We start from the raw sequence: 15,766 nt of genomic DNA on the forward strand, positions 1-15,766 counted from the left end.
CGCTGCGCTGCGTCCAGGAGCGGCGTGGCACATTTGCACGGCGCCGATCTTGGGATAGATGCAAGGACATGACAGCGAGAGTGATCGTCCTCGACGCCAGGCCGCTCAGCGCGGCCGATGTCGCCGAGATCGCGCGGCGCAACGCCCGCCTCGTGCTTGGCGAGGAGGCCGTGCGCCGCATCCGCGCCAGCCGCGCGCTCGTCGAGCGCCTCACGCAGCTCGGCAAGCCGCTCTATGGCGTCACCACCGGGCTCGGCGCCTGTGTCGACACGCCGCTCGCCGAGGCCGATCTGGTCGCCTTCCAGCACAGCGTGCCGCTCAGCCATTCGATGGGCGCCGGCCCTGCCCTGCCGACCGAAGCGGTGCGGGCGCTGATGACGGCGCGCATTTCCGGAATGGCCGCCGGCGGCACCGGCGCCTCCGAGCGGGTCATCATGGGCCTGCTTGCGGCGCTCAACGCCGGCGTCCATCCGGTGATCCCTAGCTGGGGATCGATCGGGGCGGCGGATCTCGCGCCGCTCGGCCACATGGCGAGGGCGCTTGGCGGCGACGGCGATGCAGAATTCCAGGGCAGGGTCATGCCGGCCGCCGAAGCGCTGAAGCTTGCCGGGCTCGAGCCGCTCGACCTGCGCGAGAAGGACGGCCACGCCATCATCGTCGCCAACAGCCTTTCGACCGGAACGGCGTGCCTCGCCCTCGAGGACGTCGCTTACCTCATCGACTGGTCGCTGGCAGCCGTGGCTCTCAACTATGAAGCGTTCCGGGCGTCCCTCAAGGCCATCGACGAGGACGCCTTGGCCGCGCGGCCGGCATTCGGCCAATGCGAGATCGGCGCGCGGCTGAGGGCGGAGCTGGCCGGAAGCGGGCTTTGGCACGACACCGCCGCGCGGCGCCTTCAGGATCCGCTGAGCTTCCGCTGCGTGCCGCAGGTGTGGGGCGGCCTGCTGCACGCCTACGAGCAGGCCAGGCTGGCCACGGAGATCGAGCTCGGCCATTCGGGCGACAACCCGGTGATCCTGCTCGAGGCCGAACGGGTCGTTTCAAACGGCAATTTCGACCTCACCGCCTTCACGCTGGCCTGGGAACAGCTCGGCCAGGCGCTGGCGCATTGCGCGGTCGCCACCGCCAACCGCTCGATGAAGCTGATGTCGCCGACGGTGGCCGAACTGCCGCGCTTCCTGTCGGCCAGGGGCGGCAGCCGCCAGGGCTACGCGGAACTGCAGAAACCGGTCGCCGCACTGGAGGCCGAGATCCGGCACCTCGCCAACCCGATGTCGCTCAGCCCGCTTGCGGTTTCCGACGGCATCGAGGACCAGTCGTCGATGGCGCCGCGGGTGGTGGCCAAGACCGCAGGCATCATCGAGCGGCTGCGCTATCTTGTTGCGATGGAACTGATCTTCGCGGCGACCGGCGTGGAGTTGCGCGGCGTGGTCGACAGCATGGGCGAAGGTCCGCAACGCAGCTATGCCGCTGTCCGTGCTCTGGTCGCCCCGCTCGACGACGACCGCGAAATGAGCGCGGACATGGCGCGGGTCGCGCGGATGGTGGCGGGGCCGCGGTTCTGAATCGGACCTTCACCAAGGAGCCCGCTGCACGCCCTCTACTTCGCCAGCCGCGCTGCGTGCCACTTCAAATGGTCGTCCATGAAGGTCGACATGAAGTTGTAGGAATGGTCGTAGCCTTCCTGCATGCGCAGCGTCAGCGCGATGCCGGCCTTCCTGCAGGCGTCCTCGAGCAGCCACGGGCGCAGACCATCCTGGAGGAAGCCGTCGGCGGTGCCCTGGTCGACGAGCAGCTCACCGTAGCGATGGCCATCCTCTATCAGCAGCGTAGCGTCATAGGCGCGCCAGCTCTTTTCGTCCGGCCCGAGATATTTCTCGAGCGCCGGCCGCGACCAGCCCGCCGTCGTCGGCTGCACGATCGGCGCGAAGGCCGAGCAGCTCCGGTACCGTTCCGGATTCCTCAGCGCGATCGTCAGCGCGCCGTGACCGCCCATCGAATGACCGAAGATCGACTGGCGCGAGATGTCGACGGGGAAATTGGCCGCGACCAGCGCCGGCAGTTCCTCGGTGACGTAGGAATACATGCGGTAGTTTTTCGCATAGGGCGCCTGCGTGGCGTCGACGTAGAAGCCGGCGCCGCAGCCGAACTGCCAATTGTCCTTTTCGTCGGGAACATCGGGCCCGCGCGGGCTGGTGTCGGGGCAGACGATGACGAGCCCCAGCTCGGATGCCATGCGGCGGTATTCGCCCTTGTCCATGACATTGGCGTGGGTGCAGGTGAGCCCGGACAGATACAAAAGCACCGGCACATGGCCTTTTGCGGCCTGGGGCGGAGCGAAAACGGCAAAGGTCATGTCGCAGGCGCAGGTCTCCGAGACGTGCGAGTAGACGCCCTGGACACCGCCATGCGATTTGGACGTTGAAAGAACTTTCATCGGCTCCGCCTTCCTGTCATCTGTCTCGGCCCCGGCATAGCCGCCAGACCTCGCGCTCGCAACCTTGCACCTCGCGAAAACGATATCGACGGCGCGATCGAGCCACAGAACGGCGGACGCTTCCTCCACTCTACTCCGCAGCCAGCGCCGCCACCTCCCGCCGGAAAGGCAATGCATCGCCTATATCGGGCTCGTCCAGCTCACGGGCGAAGCGGTGGCTCCCCTATGGCTGTGTTGCCGGCATCGGCCCTTTCAAGTGGCATATGCCGGGCTATCTTTTCGGCAGCCGCTTTGTTGTACGCGTAGCCTCCCAGGCAGGCCCTTGTGTTCTAAGGTCCGCAAGAGAGCATCCGGGTCGGATCGCAAAAAGAAGTCTTTTTCTGTTCTTTGCTTCGCCGAAACCGAAGCAGAGGGCGCTTGCGTTCCGCCGCAAGCGAGGCAGGGCAAACTCCCGGGCTACGGCCCCAAACTGTGGCCGCCTCGTGAGATCGTTACGAAAACCGGAGACTTGCGCCGGATGGGAGGATCAATGCCGCTCACCGGTATCGTCAAGCGATAAGCTGGTCGATCCTGATCGGCAGATCGCGGATGCGCTTGCCCGTTGCGTGGTAAACCGCGCTGGCAACGGCGGCGGCGGTGCCGACATTGCCCAGCTCGCCCAGGCCTTTGACACCGGCCGGATTGACCGCGTGGTCCACTTCCGGGACCAGGATGACCTGCAGGTCCTTGATGTCGGCGTTGACCGGCACGAGGTAATCCTGCAGGTCGCGGTTGACGTAGCGGGCATAGCGCCTGTCAACCTCGGTCGCCTCGTGCAGCGCCTGGCCGATGCCCCAGATCATGCCGCCCATCAGCTGGCTGCGCGCGGTGCGCGTGTTCATGATGCGGCCGGCCGCGAACGCGCCGACGATGCGCGGCACCTGGATTTCCCGCGTATGGCGGTTGATGCGGACTTCGACGAATTCGGCGCCGAAGGCGTATTTCACCGAATCCTCATCCTGATCGCCGCCATGAAATTCCGGCAGGCCGGCGTAGAGCTTCTTCAGCGCCCCAGGCGTCGCGCCTTTGGGCGTGAACTCGGCATATTCATCTATCGCGCCGACCTGCATGATCTTGAAGACATCCTCGATCTTCGCCGAGGCACCGCCCTTCGCAACGATCTTGCCATCGGCGAAGTCCAGTTCCTCGTTGTGGGAACCGGCAAGCGGAGCGCCCTCGTTTGTCGCGGCCGCGGCAAGCTTCGTCCGGATCGCATCGCAGGCCTTCAGCACCGCCGAGCAGACGCTCGCGGTGGAAATCGAACCGCCCGACACCGGGGCCGGAGGCAGGCTGCTGTCGCCCATTTCGACATTCACCTTGCCGATCGGGACGCCAAGACGTTCCGAAGCCATCTGGCCGGCCACGGTGCGGACGCCGGTGCCGATCTCGTGCGAGCCGCATTGCACACGCACTTCGCCGTCGGACGTCAGGCGCACGCGCGCCGCGCAGGGCGCCGCGGCGGTTGGATAAATCGCCGTGGCGCAGCCCATGCCGACCAGCCAGTCGCCGTCGCGCATCGCCCCGACCTTCGGGTCCCGCTTCGCCCAGCCGAAGGCGTCGGCCGCCTGTTCGTAACACTGGATCAGCGAGCGACTGGAGAACGGCTTCTTCCCGATTGGTTCCGTCTTTGGTTCATTGATGCGGCGGAACTCGACCGGATCCATGCCGAGCGCCACCGCCATCTCGTCCATGGCGTTTTCCAGCGCGTAGACGTAGGGCGTCTCGGGCGGCGAGCGCATGTAGCCCGGCGTATTGCGGTCGGCCTCCACCAGCGAGACATGGGTCAGCACCGAGCCGTAATCATACATGCGGCCGGTCGCCGACGTGCCGCCGACAACATAGGCGTCCGTGCGAGACGTCATTTCCCAGCCTTCATGCGCGAAAGCGGTGATGCGTCCGTCCCTGCCGGCGCCGATCCGGATGCGGTGTCTAGTTTCGGCCCGGTAGGTCTGTGTGCCGAAGGCCTGCATGCGGCTCGTCACGCAACGCACCGGCCTGCCGAGCCGCTTTGCGGCGACGGCGACAATTGCGGTGCGCGGCGTCATCGGCCCCTTCGAGCCGAACGCCCCGCCGATGAAGGGGCTGAGAATGCGCACATTCGCCGGATCGAGCTTCAGCTGCCTGGCAAGCTCGACCTTCCAACCGGTGACGTTCTGCGACGGCTCATGGACGACAAGCTGATCGCCCTGCCAGAGCGCCGTCGTCGAGAACAGCTCGATCGGATTGTGATGCTGGGTCGGCGTCGAATAGCGCGCGTCGATCTTGACCGGAGCCGCCGCATAGGCGGCGTCGAAATCGCCCGCTTTGACGTCCTCCTTCAGCATCGGGCTCTTGCCGGCAGCGGGAACGGTCTTGGTTCCAGGGCTGTCGAAGCTTGCCGTCGGCTTCTCCTCCTCATACTCGGCGCGGATCAACTGCGCGGCCTCTTCGGCCGCCTCGAATGTCTCGGCAACGGCCAAGGCGATGATCTGCCCATCGTGGAAGATCGTCCGGTCGTGCAGCGGTCCGACCGAGGTTGCGCTGCCATTGTCGAACTTCGGCCTGTCGACCCTATCCATATCGCCGTATGTCACGATATCGAGCAGGCCCGGCACCGCGCGAGCCTCATCGAGATGAAGCTTGGTCACTCTACCTTTGGCGATGCTGCTCGTTGCAAGCGCGCCATAGGCGAGGTTGGCCGTCGGCAGATCAGCCGGGTAGCCGGCCTGCCCGGTGACTTTCAGCCGCGCATCGACGCGCGGCAGCGGTTCGCCCTGGTTTTCCCTGGGTTTGGGAGCGGCTGCGTCCATGGTCACACCTTCATGTCTCGGGTTTCGAGCAGCGCGCGCACCAGCGTTCGTTTGCCGAGTTCGACCTTGAACGCGTTGTGCTGGCGCGGTTCGGCATCGGCAAAGGCAGCTTCCGCCGCCGCACTTGCCGACGCCTGGTCGAGTTTCTTGCCTTGCAAGGCCGCTTCGGCCTCCTTGGCGCGCCAGGGCACCGTCGCCACGCCGCCAAGCGCGATCCGCGCCTCGCGGACGCTGTCGCCGTCGAGGTCGAGCGCGACAGCCGCCGAGGCCAGCGCAAAGGCATAAGATTCGCGGTCACGGATCTTCAGGTAGCGCGACCGCCAGGCCCACGGCATGGCGGGCACTTCGATGGCGGTGATGATCTCGTCGGCCGCGAGATCGGTCTCGATATGCGGCGTGTCGCGCGGCAGCCGATGCAGCCTGGCAAAGGGTATTTTGCGCGTTCCGCGCGAGCCCTCGGCCCGAATGACGGCATCGAGCGCGATCAAGGCCTGGGCGAAGTCGCCGTGATAGGTGGCGATGCAGGCGTCGCTGGCGCCCAGCACCGCGTGCTGGCGGTTGAAGCCCTCCATTGCCGCGCAGCCCGAACCCGGCACGCGCTTGTTGCAGGCCCATGAGGTCTCGCGGAAATATTCGCAGCGCGTTCGCTGCAGCACGTTGCCGGCAAGGCTCGCCATGTTGCGGATCTGGCCGCTGGCCGCCAATCTCAAACTATCGGCAATGACCGGATAGCGGCGTTTGACTTCACTGTTGTCGGCGGCTTCCCCCATCCGCACCAAGGCGCCGAAGCGTATGCCGTCATCCGTGACCCTGATCTGTCTGAGCGCAGGCTCTTCGAGCCGGTTGAGATCCAGCACACGGTTGGGTGCGGCGACACCAAGCTTCATATAGTCGGCGAGATTGGTGCCGCCGGCGATGAACTGCGCGTTCGCCCGCGTCGGCTGATCGTCGTCGGTCGTAAAGCGGGATGCGGCGGCGACCGCGGCCGAAATATCCGCCGGCTGTTCATAGATGAAAGGACGCATCGTCAGGCTCCCCTCGTCTGGTCACGCGCCTGGACGATCGCGGCGACGATGTTCGGATAGGCCGCGCAACGGCAGATGTTGCCGCTCATAAATTCGCGGATGTCGTCCTCGGAGTTCGCGTGGCCCTCGTTGATGCAGCCGATGGCCGACATGATCTGACCCGGCGTGCAGTAGCCGCACTGGAAGGCGTCGTGGTCGATGAAGGCCTGCTGCATCGGATGCAGCTTGCCCTCGCTCGATGCAAGCCCCTCCACCGTCGTCACCTCCTTGCCCTGGTTCATCACGGCGAAGCTGAGGCAGGAGAGCACGCGTTTTCCGTCGACAAGCACCGTGCAGGCACCGCACTGGCCGTGGTCGCAGCCCTTCTTCGTGCCGGTCAGGCCGACATGATCGCGCAACGCATCCAGCAGGCTCGTCCTTGTATCCAGCGAAAGCTCGTAAGGCTGCTTGTTGATGCGCAGCGATATGGCGACCGCTTCCCTGAGTTTGGAACGGGTCGCAACCGGCGCTTCCGCCTTCGCCGCGGAGGTCAGCAACGGCGCGGCAGCGGCGGCTGAAACGGTTCCGGTCATGAAGCTTCGCCGGCTGAGGCCAGTCGCGCTCGAGGCGGGATTTGGGGACATGGCTCGCTCCCTGGCTGGCGGGGTATCAGCGCTAACCTCTCAGGCAGGGCATTGTTCCGGATTTATCCGCGCAAAAGCAGGTCACGAAAGAGTGACCCCGGAAGCCTCCAAGGCACCCACGATGGCCAGCGCCCTGGGCAGATGTCTGGGCCAGGTATCTGGGGATTTGAGACAAAGCCGGGTGTGACGGCAAAGGAACCTTTCCGAATGCCGGAGGTTGACCCTCGGCCTGGCGATGCGCGGCGGCGCCGCGCAAGATCCCATGCGAGCAATTCCAGGAAAAGCGCGCAGCGGTTTTCCATCCGGAATCGCGGAAGAACCAAATACTTCGATCGAAAGGCATGCCGGTGGATACGAATTCTCCAGTTGCCGAACCCGTGGACGAAACGCAGCGGCCGACGCGCCGCGCCGACACCCGAAGGGGTGCAGAGGCCGATGCCTCGAGGGATAAGGCCGACGCATCCCGTGGAGATGGGAGTGCTCCGCAGGACAAGCGAAGCGGAAGCCTTTTCGGGTCCATCAAACGGCATCCTGTCACAGCGGGAACCGTCCTGCTTGTCGTCCTGCTGGCCGCGGCGGGCGCAGTGCTTTGGTGGCTGAACGCGCGCAACTACGAATGGACGGACGATGCCTTCATCGACGCGCGCACGGTGACCATCGGCGCCGAAATCGCCGGCCGCATCACGGAGCTGGCCGTCACCGACAATCAGCCCGTCGAAGCGGGCGCGGTCCTGCTTCGCATCGACGACAGCGACTACCAGGCTTCGCTCAAGCAGGCGCAGGCCAGCGTGGCGGCGGCTCAGGCCGAGATCACCAATGTTGAGGCCCAGACCAAGGCGCAGAACGCCAAGATCGATGCCGCGCAAAAGCAAGTCGCCCAGGCACAGGCGGCGCTGGAATTCGCCAAGTCGGAGGATCAGCGCAACCGCGAGCTGCTGGCCAGGGGCACCGCCACCCAGCAGCAGGCGCAGCAGGCCGCGTCAACGCTGGGCCAGGACCAGGCCGCCCTCGATACGGCCACGGCGAATGCAGGGGCTGCGAAAAGCCAGCTCGCCGTGCTGCAGGCGCAGGGCAAAAGCGCCGAAGCCAAACTGCAGCAGGAGCGCGCCAGCGAGGATCAGGCCAGGACCACGCTCATGCGCACCACTGTCGTGGCCCCGGTCGCCGGCCGGGCGACCAACATCACCGTTGCAAGAGGCACCTACGCGCAGCCCGGGCAGGTGCTGATGATGTTCGTTCCGAAGGATGTCTGGGTGAAGGCCAATTTCAAGGAGACCCAGCTCGGCCTGATGCGGCCCGGCCAGCCGGTCGACATCGCCATCGATGCCTACCCGGAAAGGACCTTCCATGGCCGTGTCGATAGCGTGCAGGCCGGCAGCGGCACCGCCTTCAGCCTGCTGCCGGCCGAGAACGCGACCGGCAATTTCGTCAAGGTCGTCCAGCGCGTGCCGGTCAAGATCGTCTTCGACAAGCCGCCGGATGCCTATCTCGGTCCGGGCATGTCGGTGGTGCCGACGGTCACGGTGCGATGACTGATGCGGCACTGGCCCAGGGCGGCGAAAGCCGCTCCGCCGCCGGCGGGCGCAACCCCTGGCTCATCGCGGTCGTCGTCTCCATCGCGACCTTCATGATGGTGCTCGACACCTCGATCGCCAACGTCGCGTTGCGCAACATCGCCGGCAGCCTTGCCGCCGGGATAGACGAGAGCACCTGGGTCATCACCACCTATCTCGTCGCCAACTCGGTCATCATTCCAATCAGCGGCTGGCTCGCCGGCGTCATCGGCCGCAAGCGCTACTATATGCTCTGCGTCGCCACCTTCACCGGCGCTTCGCTGCTCTGCGGCCTGGCGCCAAATCTCCAAATGCTGATCCTGTTCCGCATCCTCCAGGGGCTTGGCGGCGGCGGCATGGCGCCGAGCGAGCAATCGATCCTCGCCGATACCTTCCCGCCCGAAAAGCGCTCGCAGGCCTTCGCGCTCTACGGCATCGCGGTCATCGTCGCGCCGACGGTCGGCCCGACGATCGGGGGATGGCTGACGGACAATTTCTCCTGGCATTGGATCTTCTTCATCAATGTTCCCTTCGGCATTCTCTCGCTGGCGCTCGTGCAATGGCTGGTGGTCGAGCCGGATGTGCTGGAACGCGAGCGCCGGGAGAGGCTGAAAGGCGGCCTCAAGGTGGATTGGATCGGCTTCATCCTGGTGGTGCTGGCGCTCGGATGCCTGGAAGTCTTCCTCGACGAGGGCCAGCGCAACGACTGGTTTTCCTCGAGCTTCATCCCCAGCTTCGCGGTGATCTCCGCCGTCTCGTTGCTCATCCTGATCCCCTGGGAGCTGACGCGCCGCGATCCGATCGTCGACATGCGGCTCTTGTTCATGCGCCAGTTCGGCACGTCGTTCCTGGTCATGATGGCGGTGGGCGCGGTGCTCTACAGCACGACGCAGCTCCTGCCGCAGTTGCAGCAGACCGCGTTCGACTATACCGCGACATGGTCGGGGCTCTCGATGATGCCGGGCGGCATCGCCATGCTGATGCTGATGCCGATTTCGGGCTTTGCCTCAGGTTTCGTGCAGCCTAAATACCTGATCATGATGGGCATGTCGGCGGTGGCGATAGCGCTCTGGCATCTGACCTCGCTGGCGCCGGATGCGAGCTTCAGCTTCTTTGCCTTTGCCCGCCTCTTCATGATGGCCGGCCTGCCCTTCCTCTTCATCCCGATCTCGACGGCCGCCTATCTCGGCCTACCGCCGAGGAAGACCAACCAGGCTTCGGCGCTGATCAATGTCGCCCGCAACATCGGCGGCAGCATCGGCGTCTCGCTGACCAACACGGTGATCGCGCAGAACGCGCAACTGCATCAATCGAACCTGATCGCAAACACTGCACAATCATCGTCCACGTATCAGCAGACGCTGCGGCAGGTCAGCGAATTCTTCACCGCGCAAGGCTCCCCCGCCGTCGAGGCCAAGGCGCAAGCGGTCGGCTGGGTGGGCCAACTGATCGGCCGCCAGGCGACGCTCCTCGCCTATGTCGACGTCTTCCGCTACACGGCGATCGCTACCGCGGTACTCGTGCCTCTGGCGCTTCTATTGCGGTCGTCCAAGGCGTCCCAGCCACCGAAATAGCTCACCGGTTCTGATGAAGGATCGTTTCGGCGGCAATGAAGCCCCAGGTCATGTTGGGGCCGAGGGTTGTTTCGAAGCGCCGTACCGAATGCCGAGGTTTTGCCTAGTAGCCGCGCCCTGGATCGACGACATTCGCCAAGGGCTCGCCGCGCCGGTAGCGGGTGAGATTGTCGGCGAACATGCGTGCCGACTTCACGTCCCAGCCGTCATAGACCGAGGAGCAATGCGGCGTGACGATCACATTGTAGTAGCCCCACAGCGGATGTGCCGGCGGCAGCGGTTCCGTAGCGAACACATCGAGCGCTGCGCCCTTGATCCGACCGCCGTCTAGCGCCGTGAGAAGTGCCGTCTCGTCGACTACGCCACCGCGGGACACGTCGATCAGCACCGCCGAAGGCTTCATCGCCGCGAAGGCCCCGCGTCCCACGATGCCGCGGGTGCTTTCAAGCAGCGGCACCGCGCACAAGATGAAATCGGCACGGCCCCACAGTTTTGGCAGATCGGCCATGGCGTGAACCTCATCGATGTAGCCGGTCGGTTTCGGGTCGGCGCGCACGCCCAGCGTCGTCATGCCGAAGGCCTTGGCCCGGCTGGCGACCGCCTGCCCCGTCTTGCCAAGCCCAAGGATCAGCAGCGTCTTGCCCTGGATCGGCTCGACCTTGCCGGCCGTCCAGTTCCTGGCCGCCTGCTCGCGCGCGAAACCGCGCAGGCCGAGCGAGAAGGAGAGCATGGCGCCGAAGACATATTCGGCCATCATGTCGGCGGCGACGCCGGCCGAATTGGTCACCGTCACTCGCGCCGGATCCCAGGGTCGCAGATGATCGGTGCCGGAGCCGCCGACCGAGACCCAGCGCACGGTCGGGCTCTCGACCAGCGCCGCGCGCGGATAGAGCGATCCGCGGTCGAACTTGATGGTGAACACCACTTCGGCGTCGCTTTTTGAAATCAGGTCCGGCAGCGCCTCGTAGCTGTCGCAGCCCAGTACCGTGATGTCCGGATGGGTTTTGGCAAGCACGGCCATCGGCCCGTCCGGCGCGTCGCTGCTTACGACGATTGTTGGCCGCGCGGACATTTCAACCTCGCCTCGGACCGGGAATGTGATCGGCGAGAGAACCCAAAGCTTCGAGCAAGGCCTTGCCTGCCTGCGTGTTGGTGTTCTCATGCGGCGCGCGCAGATTGAGCCAGCGATGGTCGCCGGAGCGCAATGCAAGGGCCGCCTTCATGCCGCCGATCAGCCCGGCGTCCTGCACCGCCTTGCGAAATGCCTTGATGGCGGCATCGGCGGCGGAGACGTCGCGGCCCGCGCGCGCCCCCTCATACACGGCCCGGATCGCCTTGGCGTTGAGGTTGACCGAGGCAGAGATGCAGCCGGCCGCGCCACTTGCCAGGCCTTGGGTGAGCTGGCCTTCGGAGCTCGGAAAGACCGAGACGTTCGGTGCCGCCGCGATCACGGCGGCGGTGTTGTCCCAGCTTCCGGCGCTGTCCTTGTAGGCGACGACGATGTCCGGGAAGGCCGCATTGAGCCGCGCCGTCAGCGCCGGCGATACCGGCACGCCGGAATTCTGCGGGATATGATAGAGGATCAGCTTGAGCTTCGGGCTGGCGACTTTCTCGATCAGTTCCGAATAGTAGCGCGCTTGCCCATTGTCGCCTGCCGCCGTGTAGAAGAATGACGGCAGCACCATGACGCCGGCGCAGCCGAGTTCCAGGGCATGCTTGCTGAGCTCGACCGTGTCGGGCAACGCGGTGACGCCGGTGCCAGGCATCATCTTGTCGGCCGGGATGCCGGCCTCGGCCAGCCACTCCAGCGCCTGCATGCGCTCGCGCGGCGACAGCGACAACGCCTCGCCGGTCGTCCCGAACGGCGAAAGGTAGTGCGCGCCCTGGGCAAGCACCCATTTGGCGTGGCTCACCCACAGGTCGCGGGCGACGCTGCCGTCTTTCTCGAAGGGCGTCAGGATGGGCGCTATGACGCCTTGCACGCTTTTCATCGATGGTTCTCCCGGATCGTCGTATCGCCGGCGGCGAGCTTCGCCGCCGCGGTGACTGTTCTGATGAAGAAGGCTGTCGAGGCAATGTCGAAGAAGACATCGGAGCCTCGCTCGCCTCGCGCCAGCACGGCTTCGAGGTGGGCGACGCGTGTCTGCGCAATCTCGTCGTCGGCTGGCTAGTCTAAGCTCCCCGCATCGCGCGAAAAGCTCAAATAGAATTCTCACTCAAAGATCGGATCCGATATCTAAAGCATGTCTCCCGAAAGCGGGCCCGGTTTCGGGACGAAGACATGCTTAAAATCAAAAACCTAAAGCAGGTCGCGTGAATCCTTTTCACGCGACCTGCTTTAAAGGACCACCGACTGGCGATCGGCTGGAGAGCCTACCCCGATCGGGGACACCGTCCTTCCGCAAGCCAGATACGTTCCCGAAACCAGGAATATCATCAGCGTCGAATCAAGAATGTCGTGGCCGACAAGGATGCCGGTCAGCCCACCAACAAGGTATATTATGACGGTGATGACGATCATCGTCGCCCCAAATCGCTCAAGCGGGTCGGCACTGAAGCGTAAGACTCTTGTTGCGTTCCAGAGCGCAACGACGAAGATCGCCGCCAGCGCAAGGGCGCCCACAAGGCAGGCCTCCACAACCGCCGTCAAAAACCCGTTGTGAAAGTGGTTGAAACCTTGGTTCCCTCCAAACCGCTCCTTGAACCCCTGCTTCGTAAGCGCCCGACTTGCAGAAATGCCGTGGCCGAAAAGCGGGGCCTCGCGGACGCCCCACGAATAGACGATGTCGAACGTCCCGATGGAAGCGACCCCTTGTCGAGGATATCGGCTCGCTCCACGCTCCATTCGGCTTCCGGCGCGAACCGGGAAAGGACGGCCCTCGTCGTTTCGACGCAGTCGGTGTCATAGTCCAGCGCCCGGACCCTCGCCGCCCCAACCGAAGCGCCGCCGCCGAATGCAAGCCCGATCCGCAGCCAATGTCCAGGAATGTCTTGCCTGCCACATCGCCCAGCAGGCGGCGAAGGTCCTCGCAAGCCCGGTCCAGATGTTCGTTCTCGAAGCGCGCGGCGAGGTCGGACCAGTTGCGGCCGAAATCATAGCGCGCCTTCATGGACGTCTCACCCGTCGTCCGCCGAAGCTATCGGTCATACCTGATAGAATTCGCGATACCACTTCACGAAACGTGGAACTCCGATCTCGATTGGAACCTTCGGCCTGAAGCCGGTCGCCTCCTCAAGCGAACTGACATCGGCGAAAGTCGCCGGAACATCGCCGGGCTGGATCGGCATGAGGTTGCGGTTCGCCTTGCGTCCGAGCGCGTCCTCCAACACCTCGATCAACCGGTTCAGCTGAACAGGCGAATTGCCACCGATGTTGTGGATCCGGAACGGCGCGTTGCTGGTCGCCGGATCCGGCGTAGCGCTTTTCCAATCGGGGTTGGCGGTCGCGGGCTGCTGCGTAACGCGGACAATACCTTCAACGATGTCGTCGATATAAGTGAAATCCCGCCGCATGTTGCCATAGTTGAACACGTCGATCGGCTCGCCGGCGAGGATGGCCTTGGCGAAGATGAACAGGGCCATGTCCGGCCGTCCCCACGGGCCATAGACCGTGAAGAAACGCAATCCCGTCGTCGGCAGCGCGAACAGATGGCTGTAGGTGTGGGCCATCAGCTCATTTGCCTTCTTGCTGGCGGCATAGAGGCTGAGTGGGTGGTCGGCCGAATCGTGGACGGAGAACGGCATGCGCGTGCTGCCGCCATAGATCGAGCTCGACGAGGCATAGACCAGATGGCTGACCGAGGCGTAGCGGCATCCTTCCAGGATATTGAGGAAGCCGTTCAGGTTGCTTTCCGCATAAGCGTGCGGATTGGTCAGCGAATAGCGCACACCGGCTTGCGCCGCGAGATTGACGACAATTTCCGGAGCGGCTGACAGAAACAGCGCCGAAATACGGTCGCGCTCCGTGAGATCGACATGCTCGAAACGAAAGTTTGGGAACCCGTTCAGCCGGTCGAGCCGCGCCCGCTTCAGGTTCACGTCGTAGTACTCGTTCATGGAATCGAGGCCGACAACGTGCCGGCCGTCTGCGAGCAGCCTCTGGCAGAGGTGAAAACCTATGAAACCAGCCGCGCCGGTGATCAGAATTGGTCTGCTTGATGTCACGGCGTATCCCTGGCGTTGATTTCAGGCCGAGCCTCACAGGCTCCAATATTTTATGTTGTCGGGAATTTCATCCGGCTTGATGGCAGACTTGATGTCGAACAGCGTTCCACCTGGCCTGATCATCTGAAAAATACGAGACTTCTCGCCCTCCAGATAATCCTTGTGAGGAACCGCCAGGACAAGCGCCTGCAAATCGTTCATCTCCTCAAGCGGCAGGATTGTTTCGCCATGGTCGCGTCGAGCGGTTTCGGCATCGGCAAGTGGGTCGTGGACTTTAGGGACAATCCCGAACTGCCTTAGCTCCCTGACCATGTCGAAAACGCGGCTGTTGCGCAAATCCGGCACGTCCTCCTTGAAGGTCAGGCCGAGGATGCCGATCGAAGCTCCTTTGACTGGCATGTCCGAGCGGATCAGTTGCTTGACGACCTGTTGGGCAACAAAGGCTCCCATGCCGTCATTGATGCGACGACCGGCGAGGATGATCTGCGGATGGTACCCCTCAGCCTCCGCCTTGGCGGTCAGATAGTACGGATCGACACCGATGCAGTGGCCACCCACGAAACCCGGCTTGAAGGGAAGAAAGTTCCATTTTGTCGATGCGGCATCAAGGACGTCCTGGGTCCGAATCCCAAGGCGCTCGAAGATCATTGCCAGTTCATTCATCAGTGCGATGTTCAGATCGCGCTGGGTGTTCTCGATGACCTTCGCCGCCTCGGCCACCTTGATCGACTGGGCGCGGTAGACGCCGGCATCGATGATACGGCCGTAGATACCCGCCACGCGTTCCAATGTCTCGGAATTCTCGCCAGAAACGACTTTGACGATCCGTTGCAGCGAGTGTTCACGATCGCCGGGGTTGGCTCGCTCAGGCGAATAGCCGAGCGCGAAGTCGTGAGGATGCCGCAGACCGGAAATCCGCTCGATGATCGGCCCGCAGAAATCCTCGGTCACACCTGGATAGACCGTCGATTCGAAAATGACGACGGCGCTCCTGCTTATCGCTTCGCCGACGAGTTCCGATGCCAGTTTCAAAGGAGCAAGATCGGGAGCGCGGTTGATGTCGATAGGGGTTGGCACGGCAACGATGAAGACGGTCGCGCCTTTCAACATCTCCCGGTCGGCCGTAAGCACGATCGACGATTCCTTGAGCGCCGTCGTGTCGACCTCTCCAGTGCGGTCGACGCCATCGCGCAGTTCATTGATCCGACATTCGCTGATATCAAACGCAATCGTCCCCGGAAAAACCTTTCCAAACGCGACGGCTACCGGCAGGCCGACATATCCCAGGCCGATTACAGCGATGCGTTCCGACATCCGCGGATTTCCTACGTCAAACATGGGCCGAGGCGTTTGTATGGCAGGCGATGGGTCAATTCAACGATGCGCCGTTGCGAAGGTGATGTCTCCACTCAAAAACGGTCCGCGACCACCTCGATGCGCGTCCGAGATTTGGGAGAGGTCGAGACGTGACTGAAACAGCGCCGCCAGTCATGACCAACTTACGAAGATTAAGCTTGGCCCTGACGTCCGGTGGTGGCGTACCCCGTCGGTAAGGCGGTAGT

The 15,766-nt window shown here is 64.0% G+C and carries 11 protein-coding genes and 1 pseudogene; 3 read left to right on the top strand and 9 right to left on the bottom strand.

Annotation, left to right across the window (positions count from 1 at the left end; genetic code table 11):
• Positions 1-68: 68 nt before the first annotated feature.
• Entirely contained in the window at positions 69-1,565 is a 1,497-nt protein-coding gene (locus tag ABID26_RS05055) for an HAL/PAL/TAL family ammonia-lyase (RefSeq protein WP_292373758.1), read from the top strand.
• Between the two features lie 35 nt (positions 1,566-1,600).
• On the opposite strand, the gene fghA is transcribed toward ABID26_RS05055, so the two are convergent.
• The 4 genes from fghA to ABID26_RS05075 form a co-directional block, all read right to left on the bottom strand.
• Entirely contained in the window at positions 1,601-2,437 is an 837-nt protein-coding gene (gene fghA / locus ABID26_RS05060; protein ID WP_292373756.1) for an S-formylglutathione hydrolase, read from the bottom strand.
• 548 nt (positions 2,438-2,985) lie between these two features.
• Positions 2,986-5,265 (bottom strand): xanthine dehydrogenase family protein molybdopterin-binding subunit, encoded by a 2,280-nt coding sequence (locus tag ABID26_RS05065; RefSeq protein ID WP_292373755.1) that lies wholly within the window; start codon positions 5,263-5,265, stop codon positions 2,986-2,988.
• 2 nt (positions 5,266-5,267) lie between these two features.
• Positions 5,268-6,290, bottom strand: a complete 1,023-nt coding sequence (locus tag ABID26_RS05070) for an FAD binding domain-containing protein (RefSeq protein ID WP_292373753.1) — start codon at positions 6,288-6,290, stop codon at positions 5,268-5,270.
• A 2-nt stretch (positions 6,291-6,292) separates the two neighbouring features.
• Positions 6,293-6,862, bottom strand: a complete 570-nt coding sequence (locus ABID26_RS05075) for a (2Fe-2S)-binding protein (protein WP_292373751.1) — start codon at positions 6,860-6,862, stop codon at positions 6,293-6,295.
• 635 nt (positions 6,863-7,497) lie between these two features.
• Between ABID26_RS05075 and ABID26_RS05080 the strand changes: the two genes are divergently transcribed.
• Both ABID26_RS05080 and ABID26_RS05085 read left to right on the top strand, forming a co-directional pair.
• Positions 7,498-8,445 carry an HlyD family secretion protein gene (locus ABID26_RS05080; RefSeq protein WP_292373749.1) on the top strand — a complete coding sequence of 316 codons (948 nt, stop codon included), beginning with the start codon at positions 7,498-7,500 and terminating at the stop codon, positions 8,443-8,445.
• The gene (locus ABID26_RS05085; RefSeq protein ID WP_292373747.1) at positions 8,442-10,040 is read left to right on the top strand and encodes a DHA2 family efflux MFS transporter permease subunit; all 1,599 of its coding nucleotides are present in this window, start codon (positions 8,442-8,444) and stop codon (positions 10,038-10,040) included. The genes ABID26_RS05080 and ABID26_RS05085 overlap by 4 nt, the downstream gene beginning before the upstream one ends.
• A gap of 103 nt (positions 10,041-10,143) precedes the next feature.
• On the opposite strand, the gene ABID26_RS05090 is transcribed toward ABID26_RS05085, so the two are convergent.
• The 5 genes and pseudogenes from ABID26_RS05090 to ABID26_RS05110 all read right to left on the bottom strand — a co-directional run bounded on the left by ABID26_RS05090 (position 10,144) and on the right by ABID26_RS05110 (position 15,518).
• Complete coding sequence (locus tag ABID26_RS05090; protein ID WP_292373745.1) at positions 10,144-11,112, bottom strand: D-2-hydroxyacid dehydrogenase; 969 nt, start codon at positions 11,110-11,112, stop codon at positions 10,144-10,146.
• Position 11,113: 1 nt separating this feature from the next.
• Positions 11,114-12,031, bottom strand: coding sequence for a dihydrodipicolinate synthase family protein (locus ABID26_RS05095; RefSeq protein ID WP_292373743.1), 918 nt, complete (start codon positions 12,029-12,031; stop codon positions 11,114-11,116).
• 347 nt (positions 12,032-12,378) lie between these two features.
• Positions 12,379-12,804: pseudogene (locus tag ABID26_RS05100) on the bottom strand (O-antigen ligase family protein); the annotation flags it as partial.
• A gap of 380 nt (positions 12,805-13,184) precedes the next feature.
• Positions 13,185-14,204 (bottom strand): NAD-dependent epimerase, encoded by a 1,020-nt coding sequence (locus tag ABID26_RS05105; RefSeq protein ID WP_292373739.1) that lies wholly within the window; start codon positions 14,202-14,204, stop codon positions 13,185-13,187.
• Positions 14,205-14,237: 33 nt separating this feature from the next.
• The gene (locus ABID26_RS05110; RefSeq protein WP_292373737.1) at positions 14,238-15,518 is read right to left on the bottom strand and encodes a nucleotide sugar dehydrogenase; all 1,281 of its coding nucleotides are present in this window, start codon (positions 15,516-15,518) and stop codon (positions 14,238-14,240) included.
• Positions 15,519-15,766 lie beyond the last annotated feature (248 nt).

This window comes from Mesorhizobium shonense, from assembly GCF_040545255.1.
GTDB lineage: Bacteria > Pseudomonadota > Alphaproteobacteria > Rhizobiales > Rhizobiaceae > Mesorhizobium > Mesorhizobium shonense.

What these genes read in the sequence shown, in the direction of transcription:
- ABID26_RS05055 (WP_292373758.1), top strand. Translation starts at nt 69, where the DNA reads ATGACAGCGAGAGTGATCGTCCTCGACGCCAGGCCGCTCAGCGCGGCC.
- fghA (WP_292373756.1), bottom strand. Translation starts at nt 2,437, where the DNA reads ATGAAAGTTCTTTCAACGTCCAAATCGCATGGCGGTGTCCAGGGCGTC.
- ABID26_RS05065 (WP_292373755.1), bottom strand. Translation starts at nt 5,265, where the DNA reads ATGGACGCAGCCGCTCCCAAACCCAGGGAAAACCAGGGCGAACCGCTG.
- ABID26_RS05070 (WP_292373753.1), bottom strand. Translation starts at nt 6,290, where the DNA reads ATGCGTCCTTTCATCTATGAACAGCCGGCGGATATTTCGGCCGCGGTC.
- ABID26_RS05075 (WP_292373751.1), bottom strand. Translation starts at nt 6,862, where the DNA reads ATGACCGGAACCGTTTCAGCCGCCGCTGCCGCGCCGTTGCTGACCTCC.
- ABID26_RS05085 (WP_292373747.1), top strand. Translation starts at nt 8,442, where the DNA reads ATGACTGATGCGGCACTGGCCCAGGGCGGCGAAAGCCGCTCCGCCGCC.
- ABID26_RS05090 (WP_292373745.1), bottom strand. Translation starts at nt 11,112, where the DNA reads ATGTCCGCGCGGCCAACAATCGTCGTAAGCAGCGACGCGCCGGACGGG.
- ABID26_RS05095 (WP_292373743.1), bottom strand. Translation starts at nt 12,031, where the DNA reads ATGAAAAGCGTGCAAGGCGTCATAGCGCCCATCCTGACGCCCTTCGAG.
- ABID26_RS05110 (WP_292373737.1), bottom strand. Translation starts at nt 15,518, where the DNA reads ATGTCGGAACGCATCGCTGTAATCGGCCTGGGATATGTCGGCCTGCCG.